Here is a 24,963-nt window from a genome sequence, read left to right as displayed (position 1 = left end):
TGGGGCTCTCCTTCAGTGCTGGAAGCAGGGGTCGACGAAGGACGGCGCCGCTTCGGGGGCGGTGCCGCGCGCGACGCGCCGGCGGCGGTGCAGTTCGGACTCGGCGGCGGCCTCGGCCACGAGCGACGCCTGGAGGGCGCCGCTGCGGTAGCCGCCGAAGTGGGCCACCGGGCTCCACTCCGGGGTGACCGGCGGGACGGCCTCGTCGAGTCCCTCGTACTCCGCGGTCGCGTAGACGATCCGGCCGCCGACGACGGTGAGGACGGACTCGATGCCGGGGATGACATCCTCGGGCACGGAGAGGAAGTCGTCGGAGAGGACCGCGAGGTCGCCGTAGCAGCCCTCCCGCAGGATTCCCTTGACGTCCTGCTCGCCGGTGAGCCGGGCTCCCCCGCGGGTGTACAGCTCCAGCGCGGTCTCCCGGTCGATCAGGTTCCCGGCAGGGTAGAGCGCGGTGCCGCCGACGGTGCGCCCGGTGACGAGCCAGTGGAGGGCGACCCACGGGTTGTACGAGGAGACGCGGGTCGCGTCGGTTCCGGCGGCGACGGTCAGGCCGCGGTCGAGCATGGCCCGGACCGGAGGGGTGTGCGCGGCGGCCTCGGCGCCGTAGCGGCCCAGGAACGCGGTGCCCTGGAAGGACATCCGGTTCTGGACCGAGACGGCGCCGCCGAGGGCGGCGATCCGGTCGAGGCTCTCGGCCGAGACGGTCTCCGCGTGGTCGAAGAGCCAGCGGTTGCCGCCGGGGAAGAGCCCCTCCGCGGCGAGCTTCTCGAAGACGGCCAGGTCGCGCCGGATCGTCTCGTCGTAGGTCGCGTGGAGCCGGAATCCCCAGCCGTTCTCCAGCAGGAGCCGGACCGCCTTCTCGAACTCGGCCTCGTAGCCGTCGGCGAGTACGGGCCGTGGCTCGGAGAAGTTCTCGAAGTCGGCGGCGGCCCAGGTCAGGTTCTCGCCCGCGCCGTTGAGCCGGAGCCACTCGTCGCCGTCCCCGGGCTTGACCGTCTCGGTCCAGCGCTTGAGGTCGGCGAGCTCCTGCCCGGCCGTCTGCGGGAACAGGTGGTAGGCGATCCGCAGCGACAGCTCCCCCGACCGGGCCAGGTCGGCGACCGTGGCGTAGTCGCCGGGGAAGTTCTGGAACCCACCGGCCGCGTCGACCGCCGAGGTGAGCCCGAAGCGGTTGAGTTCACGCAGGAAGTGACGCGTCGACGTGCGTTTTCCGGCCTCGTCGAGGGCCGGGGCCTTGGCCAGGGTCGAGTAGAGGATCAGGGCGCCCGGCGCGGCGAGGAGCACCCCGTTCGGTTCGCCGTCCCGGCCCCGGACGATCTGCCCGCCCCGGGGGTCGGGGGTCTCCCGGGTGAATCCCGCGGCCTTGACGGCGGCCCGGTTCATCAGCGCCGACTGGTACAGGTGCAGGACGAAGACCGGGGTGTCGGGAGCGGCGGCGTTCAGCTCGGCGACGGTCGGCATCCTGCGTTCGGCGAACTGCTCGGCGGTCCAGCCGCCGACCACCCGGATCCACTGCCCCCTGGGCGTGCGGCCGGCCTGTTCGCGCAGCATGGCGAGGGCGTCGCGGAGGCTGCGCACCCCGTCCCAGCGCAGCTCCAGGACGTAGTTGAGGCCGCCCCGGATGACGTGCAGGTGCGAGTCGTTGAGGCCGGGGACGACCCGGCGGCCCAGCGCGTCCACGACCCTCGTGCCCGGCCCGACGAGGGGGGCGAGGTCGTGGTCGTCGCCGAGGGCGGCGATCCGGCCGTCGCGGATCGCGACGGCGCGGGCCTCGGGGCGGGCGGGGTCGCCGGTGAACACCTTGGCGTTGCGGACAAGGAGGTCGGCGTGCGCGGGTTCCCGCCGGGCGGCGGGGACGAGGCCCGCCACCGGCATGCTCGTCGACGGCCCGGTCACGCGAGGGCCCTGCGGAGGGTGTCGGTGGCGAGACCGATGGCGAGTTCCGCGGCCCGCGTCTCGCGCAGCGCGTCGAGCATGACGAAGTCGTGGATGGTCCCCTGGACGCGCAGGGCGGTGACGGGCACTCCGGCGGCGCGGAGCTTCGCCGCGTACGCCTCGCCCTCGTCGCGCAGGACGTCGGCCTCGGCGGTGACGACGAGGGCGGGCGGCAGGCCGGTGAGCTGCTCGATGGTGGCGCGCAGCGGGGAGGCGGTGATCAGGGCGCGCTCGGTCTCGTCGGTCGTGTACTGGTCCCAGAACCACCGCATGGCGTCGCGCCGCAGGAAGTAGCCCTCGGCGAACTGCTGGTAGGAGTCGGTGTCGAAGCTCGCGTCGGTGACCGGGTAGAAGAGGACCTGGTGGGCGAGGCGGACGTCGCCGCGCTGCTTGGCCATGAGGGTGAGGGCGGCGGTCATGTTGCCGCCGACCGAGTCGCCCGCGACGGCGAGCCGGGTGCCGTCGAGGTCCTTGTGGTGTCCTTCGCGGGCGATCCACTGGGCGACGCCGTAGTTCTGCTCGACGGCGACGGGGTAGCGCGCCTCGGGCGAGAGGTCGTACTCGGGGAAGACGACGGCCGCGCGGGTGCCGACGGCGAGTTCGCGGACGAGCCGGTCGTGGGTGTGGGCGTTGCCGAAGACCCAGCCCGCGCCGTGGATGTAGAGGATGACGGGGAGCGGGCCGGTGGCGCCGCGGGGGCGGACGATCCGGGCGCGGACGTCGCCGGTGGGGCCGCCGTGGACGGTGATCCATTCCTCGTCGACGTCGGGCAGCGGGACTCCCTCGCCGCTCTGGACGCCGTCGACGGCCTTGCGGCCGTCCGCGACGGGGATCTCGTGGAGGAAGGGCGGCCGGGCGGTGGCGTCGGCGAAGGCCTGGGCGGCGGGTTCGAGGACCGGACGGTTCTTCATGGGGTTCGTTCTCTTTCTGGTCTTTCCGGGGCGGACGGGGGATGTCCGCGATGTACGAGGGGTGTCCGGGACGGACGAGGGGGGGCGGCGCCGACGGCGTACGTGTCCGTCAGCCGCGCACCAGGGGGGTGTCCACGAGGTGCTCGGCCAGGAACCACACCTGCGCCTCGCCGGTGCGGATCACGTCGGAGACGAGCAGGTCGGCGCTGCCCTCGTCGCCCTCCCCGGACAGCCGGGCGGCGGCGTCACGGGCGTCGGTCAGGATGCGCTCGTGCGCGTCGAGCAGCCGCGACAGCATGACGGGCACCGGCTCGACGCCGTCCGGCGGGCGGGGGATCGCCGTCAGCTCCGCGACGTGGCGCGGGTCTCCGACGGCCACGCCGCCGAGGCTCTGGACCCGCTCGGCCAGCGCGTCCACGATGGCCAGCTGGGCCTCCGCGTGCTTGTCCAGCATCAGGTGGAGCGAGTAGAAGGTCGCCCCGCGCATGAGCCAGTGGTGCTTCTTGTAGAGGGAGTGGAGGATCTGCGTGTCGGCGAGGACACGGTTGAGGCGCTGGCAGGCGTACATGCGGGTGTCGTGTCCGAGACCGATCGGCAACTGCTTGAGCGTGCCGAACGCCTGGATCTCGGCGCCCTTCTGGTGCAGCAGCGGCTGACCGCCGCCGTGCGGGGTCGTGAGGACGTCCATCGGGTGCTCCTGTTCGGGAGAGGGAAAAGGGGGGAGGGCCCGGCCGCCCGGCCGGGTGTGCGCGGGCGGCCGGGATCGGTCCGCGCCGGGCGCTCAGCGTCCGTCGGGGGCGGCGGCGTGCGGCGCCGCCGGGGCCGGCCGGTGCAGGAGGAGCCGGGTGAGCAGACCGCTGCCGAGACCGGCGGCGAGCGCGAGGGCGGCCCACCACGGCGGGTACGGCGTGAGGCCGAGGGCCGCGTCGAGGGAACGGGTGCCGGGGCCGGTGGCGGCGAGGGCGGCGGCGGTGCCGATGAGGACGAGCGGGTACTCGTAGCCGTCGTTCTGCACCCAGAGCCCGTGGCGCCACTTCACGGTGAGCGCGACCGTCATCACCCCGATGACCCCGGTGGCGGCGAGCGGGGTCAGGAGGCCGGCCGCGAGCAGCAGGCCCGATCCGATCTGGCCACCGCCCGCCGCCAGGGCGGTGAGGGCACCGCCCCGGAAGCCGTCGGCGCGGAACTCCTCCGTGCCGCCCGCAAGTCCCCTGCCGCCCAGGTGCGAGCTGACCTTCTGCACACCGTGGCCGGCGACGAGCAGTCCCACCAGCAGACGCAGGATCAGAAGGCCGGTGTCCAAGGGGGTCAGCCGGCCGCGTGCGCGCCGATGACGCTCTGCGCGTACACGACGCCCAGGCCGTACGCGCCCGCGTGGGCCTTGACGATCTCCATGACCGCTCCGTACGTCTCCTGACGCGCCCAGTCGCGCTGGAGCTCCAGGAGGACCTGGACCCAGGTCACCGGCACCGCGCCGGCGGCGGTCATCCGCTGCAGCGCGTGCTCGTGGGCGGCCGGGCTGACGCCGCCGGAGGCGTCGGTCACCACGTACACCTCGTACCCCTGCTCAAGCGCCGAGAGCGCGGGCAGCACGAGGCAGACCTCGGTCCACAGGCCCGACAGGACGATCTTCCTGCGGCCGGTCGCCCTGACCGCCGCGACGAGCGCCTCGTCCTCCCAGGCGTTCATGGTGGTGCGGTCGATGATCTCGTTCTCGGGGAACACCTCGGCGAGCTGCGGCATCAGGTGCCCGGAGAACGACTCGGCGGCGACCGTGGTCAGGACGGCCGGAACGTCGAACGCCTGCGCCGCCTTGGCGAGGCCCACGGTGCTGTTGATGATCGCGGCGCGGTCGCCGCTGCCGGTGCCGAAGAACATCTGCGGCTGGTGGTCCACGAAGAGCATGACCGCGTTGTCGGACGTGAGCAGGTCCTTGCCCGGGGCGGCCTGCACCTTGTCGATGTCGAACATGAGGGGTCCTCTCGAAGCGTTCGGTGATGTGCCCGCCGCGTCCGCGGCTCGGCACTCCTCGAAGCTACGAGCGACCCGGTCGGCCGCGTTGACTTCCTGCGCCCGGGGGCTGGCACGACAGCGCACAACCGGCCGGTGCGGCGACGAAGGCCGTCGCCGCACCGGTGGTCGTGCGGGGTGTCAGCGGACCGGCTGCTGCTGGGTGACGCAGTGGATGCCGCCGCCGCCCGTGCCGAGGCGGTCGATGTTCAGCTGCTCGATCACGCGGTCCGGGTAGAGGCTGGCCAGGGTCGCCTTCGCGGCCGCGTCCGCGCGCTGGTCGCCGAAGTGGGCGCTGATGACGGCGTCGTTGCAGAGGTAGAAGTTGGCGTAGGAGGCGAGGAAGTCCGGGTGGGTGGAGCGGATCTTCCCGTAGTCCGGGCCCTGGAGGCGCATCGTGTCCATCGGGACGCCGTCGGCGGACGTCGAGGCGGACAGGACGGCGTACTGCCGGCGCGCGTCGCGGGCGTAGGCGTCGTCGTCGGACGCGAGGGGCATCTGGACCAGGGCCTCGCCGGGGGCGAGGAAGCGGGACGTGGCGTCGACGTGGTCGTCGGTGATGTCCTGGCCGCGGACGCCGTCGAACCAGATGACCTTGGAGGCGCCGTACGCCGCCAGCATGGCGGACTCCACCTGGCGTTCGGTCATTCCGGGGTTGCGGTTGCGGTTCACGAGGCTGCTGCGGGTGGCCATGAGGGTGCCGGCGCCGTCCTGTTCGACGGCGCCTCCCTCGCCGACGAGGCCGGCGTAGGTGATCGGTACGCCGGCGTAGGAGGCGATCCGTCCGGCGACGAGGTTGTCCCTGGCGTGGGTCTGCTTGTTCCCCCAGCCGTTGAAGTTGAGGCCGACGGCGTCGAGGCCGCCCCGGCCGTCGGTCCGGAAGACGGGTCCGGTGTCGCGCATCCAGCAGTCGTCGACGGGGATGGAGCCGATGACGGTGACCGAGGAGCCGCAGAGCGAGCGGGCCCTGGCGGCGCTGCCGGAGTTGGCGCACATGACGACCGGCTCGTACTTCGCGATCGTGCGGGCGATCAGGGCGATGTCCGCCTGCACTCCGCTCAGCCTGTTGGACCAGATGGCGGTGCTGTCGGGCCAGGCCATCCACGTACGGGTGTGGCGGACGTCCTCCACCGGGACGCGGAAGGCGTCGGCGGCCGCGCCGGCCCTGCCCGGGAGGGACGCCGCGAGGGCCGCGCCGACGGCGGTCGCTCCGGCGGCGGTGAGGAATCCCCGTCTGTTCGGGCCTCCGCGCGAGGGGCGGCGGGTGGGGCGGTCGTTCATGGTGACCTCCTGTTGCGGCGAGCGCTCGCGGGCGGATCGCGGGCGAGCGGCGTGGACCCGGCCCGGCCGGGTCGTCAGAGGGCCCGGCGGGCGGCGGCGATCGCCCGGGGATCCCAGCCGGGGCGGGGCACGGACTCCATCAGGAGCCGTGTGTAGGGGTGTCGGGGCGCGGCGAGCACCTCGGCGGTGGGGCCGGCCTCGACGACGGCGCCCCGGCGCATGACGACGATCTCGTCGGTGACGCACCGGACCACGCCGAGGTCGTGGGTGATGAACAGGTAGCCGACACCGGTCTCCTCGCGGATGTCGGCGAGCAGGTTGAGGATCTGCGCCTGTACGGACACGTCGAGGGCGGCGACGGCCTCGTCCAGGACGAGGACGGCCGGTTCGACGGCGAGGGCGCGGGCGAGGGCGACGCGCTGGCGCTGGCCGCCGGAGAGCCGGCGAGGCCGCGCGTCGGCGGCGCGGGTCCCCAGGCCGACCTGGTCGAGGAGTTCCCGGACGCGCCGGTCGTGGTCGGTTCCGGGGAAGTGCAGGCGGAGGGTCTCGCGCAGGACGTCCTCGACGCTGGTCCTGGGGTCGAGGGAGAGGTACGGGTCCTGGAAGACCATCTGGACCTCCCGGGCGCGGGCCAGGCGCCGGGCCCGGCCCCGGCCTCGCGGGTCGCGGACCCGGCCCCGTACGCGGACCTCGCCCGCGTCGGCCCGTTCCAGGCCGACGACGATCCGGGCGGTGGTGGTCTTGCCGGAGCCGGACTCGCCGACGATGCCCAGGGAGCCGCCTTCGGGGAGGGTGAACGACACGTCGTCCACGGCTCGGACGCCGCCGAAGGAGCGGTCGAGTCCGACGGCCTCCAGTACGTTCTCAGGCATCGGCGTGTCTCCCTTCGAGCAGGTCGCCGTGGTGGCAGGCGGCCCGGTGGAGCGGCAGCCCGGCGGCGGGGCTCGGGTCGGGGGCGCTCAGGTCGCAGATCTCCGTGGCCAGCGGGCAGCGGTCGGCGAACGGGCAGCCGGTGAGTTCCCGGCGCAGGTCCGGGGGTTGGCCGTGGATGGCGGTGAGCCTGCCCCGGGGGGCGTCCAGGCGGGGGGTGGAGGCGAGCAGCGCCGAGGTGTAGGGGTGCCGGGGGCGGGCGAAGAGGGCTTCGGCGGGGCCGCTCTCCGCGATCCGGCCGGCGTACATGACGTAGACGCGGTCGCTGATGGCGGCGGCCAGGTCGAGGTCGTGGGTGACGAAGAGGAGGCCGGTGCCGAAGCGTTCGCGCAGTTCCGCGAGGAGGGCGACGACCTCGGCCTGGGTGGTGACGTCGAGCGCGGTGGTCGGTTCGTCGGCGAGCAGGAGGGCGGGGTCGCCCATGAGCGAGGCCGCGATCATGACGCGTTGCAGCATGCCGCCGGAGACCTGGCCGGGGTACTTGCGCAGCGCGGAGGCGTCCAGGCCGACCGCTTCGAGGAGTTCGACGGCGCGCGCGGTGGCTTCCGGCCGGCCCATGGTCCCGGTGAGGGTCACGCTCTCGGTGAGGAAGTCGCCGATGCGGCGCAGCGGGTTGAGGGCGGCGCGCGGGTCCTGGAAGATCATGGACACCGTGCCGGTGCGCAGGGCCCGCAGTTCCTCGGCGTTCAGGGTGAGCACGTCCCGTCCGTGGACGCGGACGGCGCCTTCGACCGCGGCTCCGGGCGGCAGCAGGCCCAGGACGCTGCGCGAGGTGAGGCTCTTGCCGGAGCCGGACTCGCCGACGAGGGCGACGGTCTCGCCGACGGCGACGTACAGGTCGACGCCGTCGAGCACCGGGCGGGCCGTGCCGGGCAGCGTGACGCGCAGCCCCTGGATGTCGAGTGTGTTCATCGGTCCCTCCTGGCGACGCGGTCGGCCCAGCGTTCTCCGACCACGTTGAAGGCGACGACGGTCAGCACGACGAGGACGCAGGGCAGGATCGCGGACAGCGGGTAGCCGTGCTGGACCGCGGTCTGGCCGTCGAAGACCATGCGGCCCCAGTCGGGGGTGAGCGCGGGCACGCCGAGGCCGAGGAAGGACAGTCCGGCGAGGTCCATGAGCGCGTAGCCGAAGTTGATGGTGGACTGGGCGAGGACGACGGGCGCGATGTTGGGCAGGACGTGGCGCAGGCAGATCTGGAGGGCCGAGTGGCCCTGGACCCGGTAGGCGCTGACGTACGGGCGTTCGCGTTCGGCCAGGACCAGGGAGCGGGTGAGCCGGCTGACGTACGGCAGGTAGGCGACGGAGAGCGCGAGGACGGGGGCCGGCAGCCCTTCGCCGTACACCGAGATGATCAGGATCGCCAGGAGCATGCCGGGGAACGCGAAGACGAGTTCGGTGCTGCGGGACAGGACGGAGTCCAGCCATCCGCCGCGCCAGGCGGCAGCGGTGCCGACGACGACTCCGGCGAGGGTGGAGAAGGCCACGACTCCGAGGGGTCCGAGGAGTGAGGTGCGGGCTCCGAGGAGCAGCCGGGAGAGGGTGTCGCGGCCGGCCGCGTCCCTGCCGAGCGGGTGCTCGGCGGAGGGGCCGGCCAGGGCGTCGCCGAGGTCGACCGCGTTGGGGTCGTGGGGCGCCGCCCAGGGCGCGAGGAGGGCGGCGGCGGTGACGAGCACGACCAGGCCGAGACAAATCAGGTACAGCGGGGACCCGGCCGTGCGGATCCTGGCGAGGCCGGGCCGGCGGGTCAGGACGGCGGTCATGGGGAGGAACTCCTCGATCCGAGGGTGACGCGCGGGTCGACCAGGGGCAGGAGGAGGTCGACGATCAGGTTCACCGTCATGAACAGGGCCACGACGACGAGGGAGACGGCCTGGACGGTCGGGAAGTCCTTGGTGGTGGTGGACAGTTCCAGGAGCTGGCCGACGCCTCCGACGCTGAAGGCGGTCTCGACGAGGATCGTGCAGACGAGCAGGGTGGAGACGATCAGTCCGCCGGTGGTGAGGACGGTGCCGAGCGCGTTGCGGAAGACGTGGCGGCGGACGACCCGTCCCTCGGGCACGCCCCGGCTGCGGGCGACCGTGACGTGTTCGCCGTCGAGCGCTTCGAGCATGGCGGAGCGGGTGACGCGGGCGAGCATGCCGATCAGGTAGAGGGCGAGGGCGATCGCGGGCAGCGTCAGGTGCCGGAGCCGGTCCGGGAAGCCGTCTCCGGCGCCGCCGCTGGGGAACCATCCCAGCTCGACCGCGAACAGCGCCTGGAGGAGCACGGCCGCGACGAAGGACGGGGTGCCGACGGCGAGCGTGGTCCCGACGAGGATCGTGGAGTCGGTGGCTCCGCCGCGTACGGCGCCGATCCAGCCCAGGACCAGGCCGATCACCACGACCACGACCAGCGCCATCGCGACGAGCAGCAGGGTGGTGGGGAGGCGGTCGGCGAGGAGCCGGGAGACGTCGGTGCGGTAGGTGAGGGAGCGCCCGAAGTCCCCCTGGAGGACGTCGCCGAGCCAGTGGAGGTAGCGGACGAGGAACGGATCGTCCAGGTGGTACTGGGCGTTGATCGCGGCGAGTGCCTCCGGCGAGGCGGACCGTCCCGAGAGCAGGAAGCTCGCCGGACTGCCCGGTGCGAGGTACATGGCGCCGAAGACCACGAACGAGGCGGTGAGCAGGGTGGCCGCCATCTCCGCGACGCGCCGCACGGCGAATCTCGTGAAGCTCACCGCGCGGCCCCCACGTCGGCGGCCCACGGGTGGTACAGGTAGGCGATGGTGGCGGGGGCTCCGGTGATCCTCTTGTTGAGGAAGAGGGCGGTGGGCCACTCGGCGACCGGGATCCACAGCAGTTGCCGGGCGGCGTGCTTCTGGAGCTCGACCTCGATCCTCATGCGCTGTTCGGGCCGGTAGACGGAGGTGGCCCGGTCGACGAGGGTGTCGTACCCCTTGTCGCTGTAGCCCGCGAAGTTCAGGTAGGCGCCGGTCTTGAAGTTCGTCAGCAGGTCGAGCGGGTCGGTGATCGAGTTGTACGAGGTGAGCGGGAACATGTCGATGCCCTCGCGGGCCCCGGGGTCGGTGAACAGGGCGGTGAAGGCGTTGGGGGCGATGGTCCTGAGGCGTATGTCGAGGCCGATCCGGGTGCCGGCGGCCTGGACCGCCGTGGCCAGGAGGGAGACGTCCTGGCCGATGGCGCTGGTGGCGACGGTCAGGGTCTTGCCCGTGGCGCCGGCCTCCTCGATCAGTGCTTTCGCCTTCCGGAGGTCCGGCGCGGTGGGCGGCAGCGACGCGAAGGCGGCCCGCCGGGTCTGCTCCGAGGCGCCCGCCCAGGCGGCGCGGGTGGTGAGGGAGCCGGTGGCGGTGCCCGCGCCGCCGAGGCCGGCCTTCACGAATCCGGACCGGTCGAGGGCCAGGGACAGCGCGCGGCGTACGCGGACGTCGCCGAGCGGGCCCCGCATGTTCGTGATGTTGACGTTGACCGTGCTCAGGCCCTCCCCGAAGTACAGGGTGCCCACCCCGCTCTCGCGCAGGCGGCCGTAGCTCTCGGTGGGGATGAGGTAGCCGCCGTCGGCCTCGCCGCTGAGCAGGGCGTTGGTGCGGGCCGAGGGGTCGGTGAGGAACCGGAAGACGGCCTTCTTCGCCTTGGCCCGAGTCCCCCAGTAGCCGTCGAAGCGTTCGAGCTCGATCGACTGGCCCTTGCGCCACGTGCCGAGCTCGAACGGGCCGGTGCAGGCGAGGCCGCCGGTGGTGCCGTAGTCCCTGCCCGCCGCCTCGACGCCGGCCTTGGAGGTGATCACGCCCGCGGCGGTGGCCATGTACTGGGGGAACTGGGAGTCGGGCTTCCTCAGGTCGACCGTGATCTGGAGCGGGCCGGTCTTGCGTACGGCGGCGACGTTCTGGAAGCTCTGCGCCCAGGCGGCGGCGTTGGCCGGGTCCCGCTGCCGGTTCAGGCTGTGGACCGCGTCGTCGGCGGTCATCGTCCTGCCGTCGTGGAAGCGCACGCCCGGACGCAGGTCGTAGACCCAGGTGGTGGGGGTGGGGTTGGACGCCCTGCGGGCAAGGCCCGGTTCGAGGGCGAGCCCCGGTGTCCAGCGCATGAGGCTCTCGCACACGTTGGACAGGATCGTGTTCTGCGGGTAGTCGAAGGCCATCGTGTGGTCGAGGGTGGGCGGCTCGGCGTACACGGCCCAGGTGAAGGAGTCGATCTCGCCGCGGGCCCGGGGCGTGCTGGTGGAGAGTGCGACCTCCTTTCCGGTGACGCCCGGGTCCCTGGGGGGACCGGAGCAGGCCGCGAGGGCGGCGAGGCAGGTCAGGGCGGCCGTCGTCGCGGTGACGCGTCCGCGTCTGCCGGGCGGGCGCCGTCCGCCGGGGGGCCGGGGTGGGGTCATCGTCGCGCTCTCTTTCCGTGAGGGGTGCGGCGGGGAGGGCCGTGGGTGGTGCGGCGGGGGAAGGGCCGTGGGTGCGGTGGGGAAGGCCGTGGGTGCGGTGAGGGAAGACCGTGGGTGCGGCCCTTCCCGGAGCGGTTCGGCGTCGGTTCAGGCGGTCGCGGTCGCGGTCGCGGCGGGGATCTGCTGGGTGATGCAGTGCACTCCACCGCCGCCGAAGGCGATGGCGGGCGCCCGCACCCCGACGACCTTCCGTCCGGGGTACGCCGCGGCGATGACCGCGAGGGCCTCGTCGTCCTGGGGCAGGCCGGCCACCGGGACGACGACGCCGCCGTTGGCCACGTAGTAATTGAGGTAGGACACCTCGACCTCGGCGCCGCCGATGCCGGTGAACGCGGTCTGCGGGACGTCGACGATCTCGAACCGCCGGCCGCGGGCGTCGGTGGTGGCCTCCAGGACCGCGCGGTTGGCCCGCATGCGGGCGTGGTCGGGGTGGTCGGGATCGGCGGGCAGGGAGACGACGACCCTGCCGGGGGCGGCGAAGGCGCAGACGCCGTCGACGTGCCCGTCGGTCTCCGTGTCGAGGAGGCCTCCGTACGGGAGCCACACCACCTTCTCGACGCCGAGCCGGGACTTCAGCTCCGCCTCGATCGCGTTCCGGTCCATTCCCGGGTTGCGGTTGGGGTGCAGCAGGCACTGCTCGGTGGTGATCAGCGTGCCTTCGCCGTCGACGGTGATCGCCCCGCCCTCCAGGACCATGTCGGAGTGGACGCGCTCGATCCCGAGGTGCTCCAGGAGGAGGGCGCCGATCCGGTCGTCGGAGTCGTAGGGGTGGTGCTTGCGGCCCCAGGCGTTGAAGCGGAAGTCCACTCCGGCGCGGTTGCCGTGGCCGTCGAGCACGAAGAGCGGGGCGGAGTCGCGGAACCAGGAGTCGTCCTGGGCCATCTCCACCACCGCGACCTCCGGGCCGCACCGCTTCGCGGCCTCCTCGCCGTGGCCGGGGGGCGCGACCATGGTCACCGGCTCGAACGCGGCGACGGCCCGGGCGACGTTCGCGTACTCCTCCTTGGCGTCGTCGAGCACGCCGCCCCACAGGTCCTCACGGACGGGCCAGGCCATCAGACACCCCTCGTGCTCGGACCACTCGGCGGGCATACGGAACGCAGTCATCACGGGTCTCTCTTCGTCTCGCCAGAAGCACCCGTCGGCAGTGGCCGGCTCGCTCCGGCCGGGGCGCGGGGACGGGTACGCGGTGTGAACAGAATCCTGCCCCCGACTGAAAATTCAGTCAAGGGTCGCGATGGCAAGATTTCCCCCGTCGAGCGGCTCACTTTTAAGTACTTATGGGAGTTTTGGAGCAATGAAAAGGCCGCCCTCCCGGTGGAGTGACCCGGGAGGGCGGCTTCGGTGGCGTGATTATTGAAATTCTGGTCAGGCCAGGTCAGCGGGGGGCGTCCGTACGGCCCAGTCGTTCGACCTCGGCCTCGATGGCCTCGCTCATCAGGGTCCGGGCGTGGGAGATCTGGAGAGTGCCGCTGAGCCAGCGCATGCTCAGCCCCTCCAGGAGGGCGGTGAGCCGTTCGGCGGAGGCGGCGAGGGCGGCCGCCGGGGCCGTCGGCCGGACACCGCCCAGCAGGGCCGCCACCTCCTGGATCCAGACCAGGGTGGCGCGTGCCAGGTCTTCGCGCAGGACCTCGTCGAAGACGGCGCTGGCCCGCAACTCGCCCCAGGCGCTGCTGTTCTCCCTGACCTCGGTGGTGTCCTGGAGTTCCAGCAGGAGCGTCTGGTCCAGTTCCTCACGGGGGCTCAGCGGCTCGGCGTCCGGATCGCGATGGGTGGTGTAGCGCTCGGCGCGGTCGTTGATGAACTCCAGCGTCTTGAGCAGGATCCCGGTGCGGTCCTTGAAGTGGTAGTAGATGAGCGCGGTGGACACGCCCGCCTCGGCGGCCAGTTCCTCCACGCGCAGGCCACGGACCCCGCGCCGGGCGATCACCCGGGCGGCGGCTTCGAGAATCTGAGTGCTGCGAGACGCCATGGCCCGAACCCTACCGGGCCCCCTCGCCCGCGTAATCACGGCCCTGACCAGTGACGGAGGAGGCCGAGTGCACACACGCCGGACGTCGTGCCGGTCGGACGAGGCGACGGTCGCGAGCCGCTACTCGCGGTGATGGCGCTCGAACGACGCGGTGACCGGCCCGTCGGGCCGAGCCTCCACCAGCCGCACTATGACGATGTCCCGCTCGTCGGGGCTGCGGACGCAGAAGGGACGCTCGTCGGCCAGGTCCGCATAGGCGATCCGGGTGACCGGACCCGTCTCGATGCCCCGTACGCAGTCGGCCGGACCGAGCTCGTGTCCCGCCGGGACGAAGGCGTCGCCGTCCTCGGGCAGCACGAACTCCGAGGCGTCGCGCGCCAGGTACCAGGAGGCCGTATCCGCGGGAACCACCTTCCCGGCCTTCAGGTCGAACTCGTACGTGCCGTCGGGCGAGGTCAGTTCGACCTCGTCGCCGAACGCGTACGAGACCGGCCGGGCGGGACCGCCCTCCTTCCCCCCGGCCGGTCCGCCGGCCCCCCGGGAGGGAGCGAGCAGATGGACGGCACCGCCGACGAGGGCGAGGACCGCGAACGCCGCCGGAAGCATCAGAACCGTACGCCGCTCGCGCCTCCTCGCCCGACGCGGAGGGGGAACGACCGCGGCTTCGGGAGCGGCAGGAGATGGAGGGGGTTCCGGAGCGGTGAGGGTGGCGTGCGCGTGCACCGGCACCGGCCACTCCGCCGTCCCCGCCCGTCCCGTCACCTCGCCGCCGATCGATCGGGGCAGCCAGCCGTCGGTGAACTCCGGCCGGGGCCCCACCAGCGGATGTGCGTGGACGGCCGCGATCAGGTCCGCCGTCTCCGGGCGGTCCTCCGGCCGCTTGGCCAGGCACCGGGCGACGAGGTCCCGCAGGTCGTGGGGCACACGGGTGAGGTCGGGCTGTTCGTGGACCACCCGGTAGAGCGCCGTCGGCTCCGGTCCCGCCCCGAAGGGGACCTCCCCGCTCGACACGTACGCGACGAGCGCCCCGAGCGCGAAGACGTCGGTCGCCGAGGACACCGTGCGCCCCAGCGCCTGTTCGGGCGCCATGAACGCCGCGGTCCCGATCCGCAGCCCCGTACCGGTCAACGCGCCGGCGTCGGCCGCACGCGCGATGCCGAAGTCGATGACGCGGGGTCCGTCCTCGGCGATGAGCACGTTGGCCGGCTTGAGGTCGCGGTGGACGACGCCGGCCCGGTGGATCGCCTCCAGGGCCTCGGCGATGCCGGCCACCAGGAGCAGGACGGTTCGCACCGGCAGCGGGCCGTGGTGCTGGACCACCTGCTGGAGGGACGGCCCGGGAACGTAGGCGGTGGCGAGCCACGGGGTCGGGGCGTCCACGCCCGAGTCGACCACCTGGGCGGTGAAGAGGCCGTGGATGCGTTGCGCGCTGGCCACCTCCTGGGCGAAGCGCCGCCGGAACGCGGGATCGCCCGCGAAGTCCTCCCGCACCGCCTTCAGCGCGATCGGGCGACCGCCGGGGGTGTGGGCCAGGTACACCACGCCCATGCCGCCCGAGCCCAGTCGGGCGTGGAGTCGGTAGCCGCCGATCTCGCGGGGGTCGTCGGCCGACAGCGCCGCGTGGGCGGGCCGGTCACCGGAAGGCTGAGCGGACATGTGAGGACTCTTTCGACGATACGAAGCGGCCGGGGCGGGACGGCCGACGCGGGGCTGCCGAAGCGGGCTGCCGAGGCGGGACGGCCGACGCGGGGCGGCCAAGATGGGACGGCCGTGGCGGGGCGGCCGATCGGATCCGCACACAGTGACTCTAACTAAAGATTCAGTCAATATGCGACACTGTCGATTCAGACCGCTTCAGGAGGGGAACGCGTGGCGACCGACCGCAGAAGGGCCATCCTGGAGGGCGCCGCCCGGGTCATAGCCCGGCACGGGGTGCGCGGACTGCGCATGGAGACGCTGGCGGCCGAGGCCGGGGTGTCCACCGCGCTGGTCTACTACCACTTCAAGGACCGGGCCGGCACCCTTCGCCACACCCTTGAGTTCATCAGCGACCGGGCCGACCGGTACACCTGCGACGGGGACGACACCACCGGTCCCCGCGACGCCCGGCAGGAGCTGGAGCAGTCCCTCCTTCTGGAGTTCCAGGACGTCCCCGAGGTCCGCGAGAACAGCATCGCCTGGGGGGAGCTGCGGGCCAGCGCGGTCTTCGAACCTGAACTGCGCGGAGACCTCGCCCGGGCCACCCTGACGTGGATCCACGACGTCGCGGACCTGCTGGGCCGCGTCCGCCCCACGGCCCCGGCGCCGGCCCTCGCGGCCTCCGCGGAACGGCTCACCGGCCTGCTGGAAGGGCTCAGCACCCGCTGGCTGAGCGGCGCCCTGCCCCTCCCCCACGCCCACGAGCTGGTGAGAGAGGCCGTCTCGGTCGAGATCGAGCGCCTGAGCCGCTGACGGGGGCCGAGGAGCGGACCGCACGCCCCCGTCCCCCGGCGGACCGGATGGCGACATCGAGTTTGACTGAATTATCAGTCAGTGCCAGAGTGGCGACACGAAGGCCGTACCCGCCCTTGCGGTGGAGGCGATTTCCGGGGCGTCGGATGCACCCTGTCCTTGGGCAGCGCGTGAACCCGCCCCGGTGACGGGCCGCGATCGACACCCCTCCTCTCGCACGACGCCCGTCGTCACCGAACGCCTCGCCGCACACGTTCACGATCGGAGACCCCGATGTCCGACTTCCTCTCCTCCCGCCGCTCGGCCCTGCGAGCGATCCTCGGAGTCGGCGCGCTCGCCTTCGGTGCCGCGGCCTGCGGGCCCGGCGATCCCGGCAGGTCGGCCGGCTCCTCCCCCACGGCCGGCTCCTCCCCCGCGAGCAGCGCCGGCCGGACGGGCGGGGGCCGCCGCCTGGGCGCCGAGTGGGAGAGCCACGCCCGCACCTTCATGTCCTGGCCGGCCCTGGAGTCCGTCTGGGAGGACGACCTCCCCTACGTACGGCAGGACATCGCGCGCGTCGCACGGGCCATCGCGGAGTACGAGTACGTCGTGATGATGGCGCGGCCGGACCAGCGGGCCGCGGCCCAGAAGCAGTGCGGTTCCGGCGTCGAGGTGATTCCGCTGCCCGTCGACGACCTGTGGGCCCGCGACACCGTCCCGGTGTTCGTCGAGGAGGAGGGAGAGGTCGTCGGCGTCGACTTCCACTTCAACGGCTGGGGCGGCAAGCAGGTGCACACCAACGACGGCCGGGTCGGCGAAGCCCTGCTCGCGAAGTACGGGATTCCCCGCGTCGAGGCGCCCCTCGTCGCCGAGGGCGGCTCGTTCGAGACCGACGGCGAGGGGACCCTGCTGATCACCGAGAGCTCGATCGTCAACGACAACCGCAACCGCGGCAAGAGCCGCGACCGAATCGAGGCCGAGCTCAAGGAACTCCTGGGCATGGAGAAGGTGATCTGGCTGAAGGGCGTGCGGGGCGAGGACATCACCGACGCCCACGTCGACAGTCTCGTGCGGTTCACGGCCCCCGGGGTGATCCTGCTGGACCGAGCCTTCCCGGGGATGCCCGCCGACTCCTGGTCCCGCTCCTCGGACCAGGCCATGTCCGTACTGAGCGAGGCGACCGACGCGCGGGGCCGCCCCTTCGAGGTCATCGACCTCCCGCAGCCCGACCCCGACCGGATCCCCGGCTACAGCGACGACTTCCTGTCGACCTACGCGAACTTCTACGTCGGCAACGACGCGGTCTACATGCCCAAGTTCGGCGACAGGAAGGCCGACGACCGGGCACGGGGAATCCTGCGGGAGCACTTTCCCAAGCGGGACGTCGTACAGGTGAACATCGACACCATCGCCACCGGCGGCGGGATCCACTGCGCCACCCACGACCAGCCCGGCAAGCCGGTCGACTGAGCACGGTCCGAGGAGCCCTCCGCGTCCGCCGTCCGGCGCCGCGAACCGGACCGAACCGAGCAGGGCTCCCCCGTCGTCACTCCCGACCGGCAGGACGCAGTTCGCGCCGGAGGGCGGACAGGGCAAACGCGTGCGGGGAGGTGTGCCGCCAGCGGGACCGCCCGAACATCACGTCCTCGGAGAGCCCGCTCAGCATGGCCACGGCACGGATGGTGAACTCGGGGAGGTCCACGTCGGCGAAGTGCCCCGAGTCCCGGCCCTCACGGAGGATGGCTTCCAGGCGCTCGTCCCAGCCGTCCAGCAGCTCGGTGAGGACCTGCCGACCCGCTTCGTCGTGGCGCTGGGCCAGCACCTGCGTCCACAGCGCGTAGCGTTCGTCGCCCTGGTGACTGGGCAGGTAGAAGCGGACGAACAGGTCCAGCTTCTCGTCGGGGGACGCCGCCCGGTCGGCGGCCTGCCGGAACCGGGCCCAGAGGTCCGCCTGGCTCCATGCGAGGACTTCGAGCAGGAGCCGGTCCTTCCTGCCGAAGTGGTAGAGGATGTGGCCGGTGCTCATGCCGGCCCGTGCGGCGATGTCCGCCATGCGTGCGGCCGCCGCGCCCTTCTCCGCGATGACGCCGATGGCGGCCCGCATGGCCCGCTCCCGCGCGTCGTCCCCGCTGGGCTGACGCTTCCTGTCGACCGGGATCCGGGCGGCGGGCCGCGAGGCGGCGCCGGCCCCGCCGCCCGCCGACCCGACCGCGCCGTTCGACGGGGGAAGGCGGTCGGGCGATGCGGGCCCGGTCTCTGACGTCGGCATGGGCTCACTCCCGGTTCCGGAAATTCGGGTCCCCAGTCTAGATTCCCACAGTCTAGACTTTTACTCTAGACTGAAAATCTAGTTAGATCGACAGGGGTGCGACGGCCGGTTCCGTCCGCGGTCGCCCCCGACGGCCGACGGCCCGCCTGCCCCCTCACCACCCGGGAGACACCCGCATGACGCGCGGATTCGATGTCGTGGAAACCTGTATCGCCGACCTGCGCGCGGCGCTGGAGAAGGGCGAGACGACCGCAGTGGAGCTGCTCGACGCCTACCTCGCGCGGATCGACGCGTACGACCGGCCCGGTACGGCCACCGCCCTGAACGCGATGGTCGTGATGAATCCGCACGCCCGGGCGGAGGCGGAAGCCTCCGACGCCCGCCGCGCCCGCGGCGAGACGCTGGGCCCGCTGGACGGCATCCCGTACACCGCCAAGGACAGCTACCTCGCCAAGGGGCTCACGGCCGCGTCCGGCTCTCCGGCGTTCGAGCACCTCGTCGCCCAGCACGACGCCTTCGCCGTCGAGCGGCTGCGTGCGGGCGGCGCGGTCCTCATCGGTCTGACCAACATGCCGCCGATGGCGAACGGCGGCATGCAGCGCGGCGTGTACGGGCGCGCGGAGAGCCCGTACAGCGCCGACTGGCTCACCAGCGCCTACGGCTCCGGCTCCTCCAACGGCTCCGGCACGGCGACGGCGGCGTCCTTCGGCGCGTTCGGCCTCGGCGAGGAGACCTGGTCCTCGGGCCGCGCCCCCGCCTCGAACAACGCGCTGTGCGCCTACACGCCCAGCCGCGGCGTGATCTCGGTCCGCGGCAACTGGCCCCTGGTACCGACCATGGACGTCGTGGTCCCGCACACCCGCACCATGGCCGACCTGCTCGAACTGCTCGACGTCATCGTCGCCGACGACCCGCACACGCGCGGGGACCTGTGGCGCGCGCAGCCGTGGGTGGCGCTGCCCCCGGCGTCGCGGGTACGCCCCGCCTCCTACCCGGCCCTCGCGCCCGCCGACGCCGGGGCGGCGTCCGACGCGCTCGCAGGCAAGCGCGTCGGCGTGCCCCGGATGTACATCAACGCCGACCCCGACGCCGGAACGAACCCCGACGGGGGCATCGGCGGCCAGACCGGGCAGCGCATCGACACGCGCCCCTCGGTGATCACCCTGTGGGAGGCCGCCCGCCGCGACCTGGAGGCCGCTGGGGCCGAGGTGGTCGAGGTCGACTTCCCCGTGGTGTCGAACTACGAGTCCGACCGCCCCGGAGCGCCCTCGCTCCTCACCCGCGGACTGGTCGGCCGCGCGTACCTCGCCTTCGAGATCGAGGACCTGTCCGCCTGGGCCTGGGACGACTTCCTGCGCGCCAACGGCGACCCGGCGCTCTCCACCCTGGCCGACGTCGACGGGGACCGCATCTGGCCCAAGCAGGAGGGCGAGCTGCCCGACCGCTACGAGGGCTTCGACGACACGATCGGCGAGTACCCCCGCTTCGTGCGCGAGCGCCCGTACGCGTCCCTCACCGACATGCCGCTCCTGGAGGAGGGGCTGCGCGGCCTGGAGGAGACGCGGCGCGTCGACCTGGAGGTGTGGATGGACGGGCTGGGCCTGGACGCGGTGGTCTTCCCCGCGGTGGCCGACGTGGGCCCCGCCGACATGGACGTCGACGTGGCGTCCGCCGACCTCGGCTGGCGCAACGGCGTCTGGGTCGCCAACGGCAACCTGGTCCCCCGCCACCTCGGCATCCCGACCGTGACCGTGCCCATGGGCACCATGCCGGACACCGGCATGCCGGTCGGCCTGACCTTCGCGGGCCGCGCCTACGACGACAACGCCCTGCTGTCCCTCGCGGCGGCCTTCGAGAAGACCGGCAGCCGACGCACGCCGCCGCCGCGCACGCCGCGCCTGCCGGCGGAGTGACCGGACGGAGACCCCCGGACGGATCGCAGCGGCCGAGCACGACGGTCACGAGGAGCAGGACCGCCGTGCCCGCGTACACGCGCCCGAAGCCGGCGTGTGTCGGCAGGAAGAACCCGGCCGGTGCCGGTGACGGGATGCGCAGGCCCGAGGAGCAGGAGGGGCGACGGCCGCGCGGTCGGGAGCCGGTGCATCGGTCAGGTGGACCGGAGGGTCACTGGGCGGGAGCTTCCTCTCCGGTCCGGGTCGCCGCCCCGGCCGGGACCGCTTCCGGTGCTTCGACGCCCCGGGTGGTCACGAGGCGGGCGTTCCCCTCAGCGAGCGCGTAGCCCAGGCCGACGACGGCGATCTCACCGGCCGCGACCTGGTCGGAGAGCAGGCGGGACCGGTCGAGCAGCAGGTCCACGGTGTGACGGATGTGCTCGTCGATCACGTCGCCGTCCGAGGTGAGGCCGGCGGTGCGCGCGGCCAGGATGCTCGGCGTGACGCGTTCCACGACGTCGCGGACGAAGCCGCTCGCCGCGAAACCGTCCTCGACCGCCGCACGGGCGGCGGCGACCGCACCGCACGAGTCGTGCCCGAGCACGACGACGAGACGGGCCCCGAGGACGCTGGTGGCGTACTCGATGCTCCCCAGGACCTCGGAGCCGAGCACGTGTCCCGCAGTCCGCACCATGAACAGGTCCCCGAGGCCCTGGTCGAAGATGATCTCGGCGGCGAGCCGCGAATCGGAGCAGCCGAGAACGACGGCGAACGGATCTTGTCCAGGAGCCAGCTCCGCGCGGCGGGCCGCGTCCTGGTTCGGGTGCTCGGGCGCACCCGAGACGAAACGCTTGTTGCCGGCCAGGAGGGCGTCGAGAGCGACGGAAGGAGAAGTTCTAGGCATGGCCTTACCTTACGGCCCGGCGTTGACGGACCGACGCAGGACGAGGGGAGATGTGTGCTCCGCCTCACCCCGCCTCCCTCCACGGCCCCCGGGCGTCCCTGCGGTGGCGTACGCACGCCGGCGACGCCCTCCCGCGCGACCGGCGCCGACCGGGCCGGCTCACGCCTCGATGGGGACGAGGCCCAGGGGCTCGGTGGTGGGCTGCTCGGAACCCCCCGCGGGTTCGACGGTGATGCCGACGGCGACGGCGTCGCCGAGGGGACCTTCGAGCAGGCGGGTCGCCGCCTCGCCGGTGCCGGGGAGCAGGCCGGCGGGCCGCAGGTCGCCCGCCTCGGCCGCGTACCAGAGTTCGTAGACCTGGTCGCGGCTCAGGGACGGCAGGCCACCGGCGGTGAAGGCCGCCCGGTCCTGGCTGCGGGAGACGACGACGGCGACGGACGTCCCGTCGTCCAGCCTCTCCGTGTGGAGGGTGGCGTCGGAGGCGGTGAGGAGGTCGGCGAAGGCCGAGCCGTAGCCGCGTGCCCGTTCCTCGGCCCGGGCGAGCCCGGCGCGGGCGTCCTCGGCCCGGGAGTGCTGCCACAGGGCGATGCCGCCGAGGGCGACGGCCGCGGCGAGGGACGCGGCCAGCACCATGTCCAGCACGCGCCTGCGGGGCCGCGGCGGGCGGGGAGCTCGCTCCTGGCGGACGGTTCCGACGCGTTCGAGGATCCGCTGCCGCAGTTCGGGGGGCGGGGCGGCGCTCTCCGCGGACGCGAGCAGGGTCGTCGCCCGCCGGAGTTCCGCGACCTCGTCGCGACAGGCGTCGCAGCCCGCGAGGTGGTTCTCGAAGGCGGCCTCCTCGGCCGGGGAGAGGGCGTGGAGGACGTACGCCCCGACGTCGTCGTGCGCTCCGGGGGCGTCGTGCGCCCCGGCGTCGTACGTATTCCCGTCCGGCCTCATGACTCGCCCTCCAGACAGGCACGGAGCTTCCGCAGGCCCGCACGCATCCTCGACTTCACCGTGCCCGTCGGGGTCGACAGGGACCGGGCCACCTCGACGCAGGTGAGTCCCTCGTAGTAGGCGAGCACGAGCGGGACCCGGTGGACGCCGGCGAGCCGGCCCAGGCAGCGGTACACGCGCCGGTACTCGTCCCGGCCCTCGACCGTCTCGGCGACCTCGTCGAAGGGGCGCCCGGAGGACAGCATCGCGACGCGCCGCTCCCGGTCGGCGCTCGCCTGCGCGGCGCGTACCCGGTCGACGGCCCGGCGGTGGGCGAGGGTGAGGACCCACGTCCTGGCCGTGCCCCGCTCGGACCGGTAGCGGTCGGCGGTGCGCCAGACCTCGATCATGACGTCCTGCGTCACCTCCTCGGCCTGCGCGGGGTTCCGCAGGATGCGGCGGGTCAGCCCCAGCACCGAGCCGACGAGGGCGTCGTACACGCCGGCGAACGCCTCCTGGTCCCCGTCGGCCGAGCGGATCAGCAGCTCCTCCACCTTCGCGTCGTGCTCGTGTCCCTGCGGCACGCGCTGCTCACCGTCCTCTGTATCGGTCGGCCGCTGTACTGGTGACACGGCTCCGGCGCACGGGGGTCGTTCCCGCACGACTCTGCCCGTGCTCCCGCACGCACGCCGTACGGCAGGGGCAATCGGGTGAAGGGCCCGGCGGCGGGCGGAGGGGATCACGGCGGTCCGTCCGGACCGTCACCGCCGTTCTCCAGGTCGAGCGCGACGTGCAGGGACTTGCCCCCGAGGGCGGGGACCACTTTGATCCGGCCGCCGAGCCCGCGGATGAGGGGGAAGCCGAAACCGCCCCGCTCGTCCCCCGGCCCCTCCCGCGCCGTCCAGGGAAGCTCCTCGCTCCGGTCGGCGACGGCGATGTCGAGCAGCGTCTCGCGGACCGTCAGGGTCAGGACGCAGGAACCACGCGCGTGGCGGACGGCGTTCGTGACCAGCTCGGAGACGATCAGCACGGCTTCCGCCGCCCGCACCGGCCGTGCCCGGGAGCCCTCCAGCCAGCGCTCGGCGACGTGGCGGGCGGTCGCCGGCGCCTTCGGGCCGTAGGGCAGGGTGACGCTGTGGCGTGTCGTGCCGGACGACGGCATGGTGGTGATCATGACTACCCCCTGGACGGGGATCGAGCCGGTGGACATGGAGGTGTACTGAGGATTCGGAGCCACGTGGCCGCCGGATGTCGCGTCCGGTGTTTCAGGGGCGATCCGCCCGCCGTGGATGAAGGGTCACCGAGATTGCCGGGACCGCCGGGACCGCCGGGATCTCTGACGCGCAGCCACGTGGTGGGGCCCGCGCACCCGCTCGGCTACACCAGCGGCCCGTCCGCGGCCGTGATCGGGGCGGGGAGGTCGCTGGAACCGCTCAGGTAGCGGTCCGCCGCGGCCGCCGCGGACCGGCCCTCCGCCAGGGCCCAGACCACCAGGGACTGTCCGCGCCCCGCGTCGCCCGCCACGAAGACTCCCGCCGGAGCCGGAGCCGACGTCGGAGGCGGAGCCGAAGCCCAAGCCGGAGCCCAAGCCGGAGGCGGAGTCGGAACCGGGCCCGAAGCCGAGACCGTGTCCGCCGTCCGCGCCGCGAAGTCGGCGGCGCGGGCGAAGTTGCCCCGGTCGTCGGGGACGAGCCCGAGCGCCGCCGTGAGGGGCGTGCCGTGCGGGGGGCCGCGGAAACCCAGGGCGAGCAGTACCAGTTGGGCGGGCAGCGTCCGCTCGGTTCCCGCGCGCGGAGTCCTGTCCGAGGGGTCCACCTCCGTGAGGCGCACCGCCTCGACCCGGCCGGCGGCGTCGTGTTCGAACCGTACGGCGGCCGCGCCGAACATCCTCGGATCGTCACCGTCCCGGTCGCGGGCCTCCTCGTGGGCGTGGGAGACGCGGTGGATCCTCGGGTGGACCAGGGGCCACGGCTCGCTCTCCCGCCGGGCCGCGCCCGCCATCGGGTTGATGTCCACGTGCACGACGGACGCGGCGCCCTGGCGCAGGGCGGTGCCGAGGCAGTCCGTCCCCGTGTCGCCCCCTCCGATGATCACCACGTGCCTGCCCTCGGCCGTCACGGACGGCCGCGCGCAGTCGCCCTCGGCCGCCCGGTTCGCCGCCGTCAGGTACTCCATGGCCTGGTGGACGCCCGTCGACTCCCTTCCCGGTACGCACAGTTCACGGGGTTCCGTCGCCCCGACGGCCACGATCACCGCGTCGTGCGCGTCCCTCATCGCGGTCGCGTCCAGATCGGTGCCGACGTCGACCCCGGTGCGGAACAGCGTGCCCTCCTCCCGCATCTGCGCGACGCGCCGGTCCAGCCACCGCTTCTCCAGCTTGAAGGCGGGGATGCCGTAGCGCAGCAGCCCGCCGACGCGGTCGGCCCGTTCGAAGACCGTGACGCGGTGGCCGGCCCGGGTGAGCTGCTGCGCCGCCGCAAGGCCTGCGGGACCCGAGCCCACCACCGCGACCGACCGGCCCGTCGGCCGCGCCGGGGGGTGGGCGAGGACGTGACCCCGCGCCCAGGCCTCGTCGGCGATGGTCTGCTCGACGTTCTTGATGGTCACCGGCTCCCCCGTGAGCGCCAGAACGCAGGCGTCCTCGCAGGGCGCCGGGCAGACGCGCCCGGTGAACTCGGGGAAGTTGTTGGTCGCGTGCAGCCGTTCCGAGGCGGTGCGCCAGTCCTCGTGGGCCGCGTACACGTTCCACTCGGGTATGAGGTTGCCCAGGGGGCAGCCCCCGTGGCAGAACGGGACGCCGCAGTCCATGCAGCGGCGGGCCTGCCCGGAGACGAGCGGCAGCAGGGCCTGGCCCGCGTACACCTCGTCCCAGTCGCCGAGGCGTTCCCCGGAGGGCCGCGCGGGGACGGGACTGCGGGATGTGGTGAGGAAGCCGAAGGGGTCGGTCATGCCGCCCTCCGCAACGCTGCTCGGGGGTCCGGCGGAAGTCCTCCCAGCGTACGTCCGCGGCGCGGGACCGTCCGAAGCGCGAGAAGTTCGAAGGGATCTTCGTCGATCCGGGGAACGGCGAC

23 protein-coding genes are annotated in these 24,963 nt (G+C 73.2%); 3 read left to right on the top strand and 20 right to left on the bottom strand.

Translation table 11 applies throughout. The features are described from left to right. Positions 1 to 12 precede the first annotated feature (12 nt). The 14 genes from AB0398_RS12930 to AB0398_RS12865 all read right to left on the bottom strand — a co-directional run bounded on the left by AB0398_RS12930 (position 13) and on the right by AB0398_RS12865 (position 15,135). Positions 13 to 1,878, bottom strand: coding sequence for an amidohydrolase (locus tag AB0398_RS12930; RefSeq protein ID WP_366374544.1), 1,866 nt, complete (start codon positions 1,876 to 1,878; stop codon positions 13 to 15). 17 nt (positions 1,879 to 1,895) lie between these two features. Continuing rightward, positions 1,896 to 2,849 carry an alpha/beta hydrolase gene (locus AB0398_RS12925; protein ID WP_366374408.1) on the bottom strand — a complete coding sequence of 318 codons (954 nt, stop codon included), beginning with the start codon at positions 2,847 to 2,849 and terminating at the stop codon, positions 1,896 to 1,898. A 109-nt stretch (positions 2,850 to 2,958) separates the two neighbouring features. After that, positions 2,959 to 3,537 (bottom strand): DNA starvation/stationary phase protection protein, encoded by a 579-nt coding sequence (locus AB0398_RS12920; RefSeq protein ID WP_366374406.1) that lies wholly within the window; start codon positions 3,535 to 3,537, stop codon positions 2,959 to 2,961. A 93-nt stretch (positions 3,538 to 3,630) separates the two neighbouring features. Beyond that, on the bottom strand, positions 3,631 to 4,152 hold the full coding sequence (locus AB0398_RS12915) for a DoxX family membrane protein (RefSeq protein ID WP_366374405.1): 522 nt from the start codon (positions 4,150 to 4,152) through the stop codon (positions 3,631 to 3,633). Positions 4,153 to 4,157: 5 nt separating this feature from the next. Next, positions 4,158 to 4,820: a hydrolase gene (locus AB0398_RS12910; RefSeq protein WP_366374403.1), complete on the bottom strand. Its 663-nt coding sequence runs from the start codon at positions 4,818 to 4,820 to the stop codon at positions 4,158 to 4,160. A gap of 180 nt (positions 4,821 to 5,000) precedes the next feature. Then, a complete protein-coding gene (locus AB0398_RS12905) occupies positions 5,001 to 6,140 on the bottom strand; it encodes an agmatine deiminase family protein (protein WP_366374401.1) in 1,140 nt (379 codons plus the stop codon). 74 nt (positions 6,141 to 6,214) lie between these two features. Further along, positions 6,215 to 7,012: an ATP-binding cassette domain-containing protein gene (locus AB0398_RS12900; protein ID WP_366374400.1), complete on the bottom strand. Its 798-nt coding sequence runs from the start codon at positions 7,010 to 7,012 to the stop codon at positions 6,215 to 6,217. Continuing rightward, positions 7,005 to 7,982, bottom strand: coding sequence for an ABC transporter ATP-binding protein (locus tag AB0398_RS12895; RefSeq protein ID WP_366374398.1), 978 nt, complete (start codon positions 7,980 to 7,982; stop codon positions 7,005 to 7,007). The genes AB0398_RS12900 and AB0398_RS12895 overlap by 8 nt, the downstream gene beginning before the upstream one ends. Further along, a complete protein-coding gene (locus AB0398_RS12890) occupies positions 7,979 to 8,833 on the bottom strand; it encodes an ABC transporter permease (protein WP_366374396.1) in 855 nt (284 codons plus the stop codon). Before AB0398_RS12890 ends, AB0398_RS12895 begins: the two co-directional genes overlap by 4 nt. After that, a complete protein-coding gene (locus AB0398_RS12885; protein WP_366374394.1) occupies positions 8,830 to 9,789 on the bottom strand; it encodes an ABC transporter permease in 960 nt (319 codons plus the stop codon). The genes AB0398_RS12890 and AB0398_RS12885 overlap by 4 nt, the downstream gene beginning before the upstream one ends. Then, positions 9,786 to 11,447, bottom strand: coding sequence for an ABC transporter substrate-binding protein (locus AB0398_RS12880; RefSeq protein ID WP_366374392.1), 1,662 nt, complete (start codon positions 11,445 to 11,447; stop codon positions 9,786 to 9,788). Before AB0398_RS12880 ends, AB0398_RS12885 begins: the two co-directional genes overlap by 4 nt. Positions 11,448 to 11,594: 147 nt before the next feature. After that, a complete protein-coding gene (locus tag AB0398_RS12875) occupies positions 11,595 to 12,614 on the bottom strand; it encodes an agmatine deiminase family protein (RefSeq protein ID WP_366374390.1) in 1,020 nt (339 codons plus the stop codon). 271 nt (positions 12,615 to 12,885) lie between these two features. Then, on the bottom strand, positions 12,886 to 13,479 hold the full coding sequence (locus AB0398_RS12870; protein ID WP_366374388.1) for a helix-turn-helix domain-containing protein: 594 nt from the start codon (positions 13,477 to 13,479) through the stop codon (positions 12,886 to 12,888). Between the two features lie 120 nt (positions 13,480 to 13,599). Beyond that, the gene (locus tag AB0398_RS12865) at positions 13,600 to 15,135 is read right to left on the bottom strand and encodes a serine/threonine-protein kinase (RefSeq protein WP_366374387.1); all 1,536 of its coding nucleotides are present in this window, start codon (positions 15,133 to 15,135) and stop codon (positions 13,600 to 13,602) included. A 213-nt stretch (positions 15,136 to 15,348) separates the two neighbouring features. Here AB0398_RS12865 and AB0398_RS12860 point away from each other — a divergent pair, with 213 nt between their 5' ends. Beyond that, complete coding sequence (locus tag AB0398_RS12860; protein ID WP_366374385.1) at positions 15,349 to 15,930, top strand: helix-turn-helix domain-containing protein; 582 nt, start codon at positions 15,349 to 15,351, stop codon at positions 15,928 to 15,930. Positions 15,931 to 16,203: 273 nt separating this feature from the next. Beyond that, the gene (locus AB0398_RS12855) at positions 16,204 to 17,379 is read left to right on the top strand and encodes an agmatine deiminase family protein (protein ID WP_366374383.1); all 1,176 of its coding nucleotides are present in this window, start codon (positions 16,204 to 16,206) and stop codon (positions 17,377 to 17,379) included. Positions 17,380 to 17,455: 76 nt separating this feature from the next. Here AB0398_RS12855 and AB0398_RS12850 read toward each other — a convergent pair whose 3' ends face one another. Next, complete coding sequence (locus AB0398_RS12850; RefSeq protein ID WP_366374382.1) at positions 17,456 to 18,178, bottom strand: TetR family transcriptional regulator; 723 nt, start codon at positions 18,176 to 18,178, stop codon at positions 17,456 to 17,458. 176 nt (positions 18,179 to 18,354) lie between these two features. On the opposite strand from AB0398_RS12850, the gene AB0398_RS12845 reads away from it, so the two are divergent. Beyond that, positions 18,355 to 20,091 (top strand): amidase, encoded by a 1,737-nt coding sequence (locus AB0398_RS12845; RefSeq protein WP_366374380.1) that lies wholly within the window; start codon positions 18,355 to 18,357, stop codon positions 20,089 to 20,091. Positions 20,092 to 20,302: 211 nt separating this feature from the next. On the opposite strand, the gene AB0398_RS12840 is transcribed toward AB0398_RS12845, so the two are convergent. The 5 genes from AB0398_RS12840 to AB0398_RS12820 form a co-directional block, all read right to left on the bottom strand. After that, positions 20,303 to 20,974 carry a carbonic anhydrase gene (locus tag AB0398_RS12840; RefSeq protein ID WP_366374378.1) on the bottom strand — a complete coding sequence of 224 codons (672 nt, stop codon included), beginning with the start codon at positions 20,972 to 20,974 and terminating at the stop codon, positions 20,303 to 20,305. A gap of 159 nt (positions 20,975 to 21,133) precedes the next feature. After that, positions 21,134 to 21,913 (bottom strand): anti-sigma factor, encoded by a 780-nt coding sequence (locus AB0398_RS12835; protein ID WP_366374376.1) that lies wholly within the window; start codon positions 21,911 to 21,913, stop codon positions 21,134 to 21,136. Beyond that, positions 21,910 to 22,476: an ECF RNA polymerase sigma factor SigK gene (gene sigK, locus AB0398_RS12830; protein ID WP_366374375.1), complete on the bottom strand. Its 567-nt coding sequence runs from the start codon at positions 22,474 to 22,476 to the stop codon at positions 21,910 to 21,912. Before sigK ends, AB0398_RS12835 begins: the two co-directional genes overlap by 4 nt. Positions 22,477 to 22,631: 155 nt before the next feature. Next, positions 22,632 to 23,066, bottom strand: coding sequence for an ATP-binding protein (locus tag AB0398_RS12825; protein WP_366374373.1), 435 nt, complete (start codon positions 23,064 to 23,066; stop codon positions 22,632 to 22,634). Between the two features lie 203 nt (positions 23,067 to 23,269). After that, positions 23,270 to 24,841: a glutamate synthase subunit beta gene (locus AB0398_RS12820; protein WP_366374372.1), complete on the bottom strand. Its 1,572-nt coding sequence runs from the start codon at positions 24,839 to 24,841 to the stop codon at positions 23,270 to 23,272. Positions 24,842 to 24,963 lie beyond the last annotated feature (122 nt).

The organism is Streptomyces sp. NPDC086147 (assembly GCF_040702165.1).
Taxonomy (GTDB): Bacteria; Actinomycetota; Actinomycetes; order Streptomycetales; family Streptomycetaceae; genus Streptomyces.
Note: the sequence above shows the minus strand (reverse complement) of the source record. Positions and strands in the feature narration are given on the sequence as shown.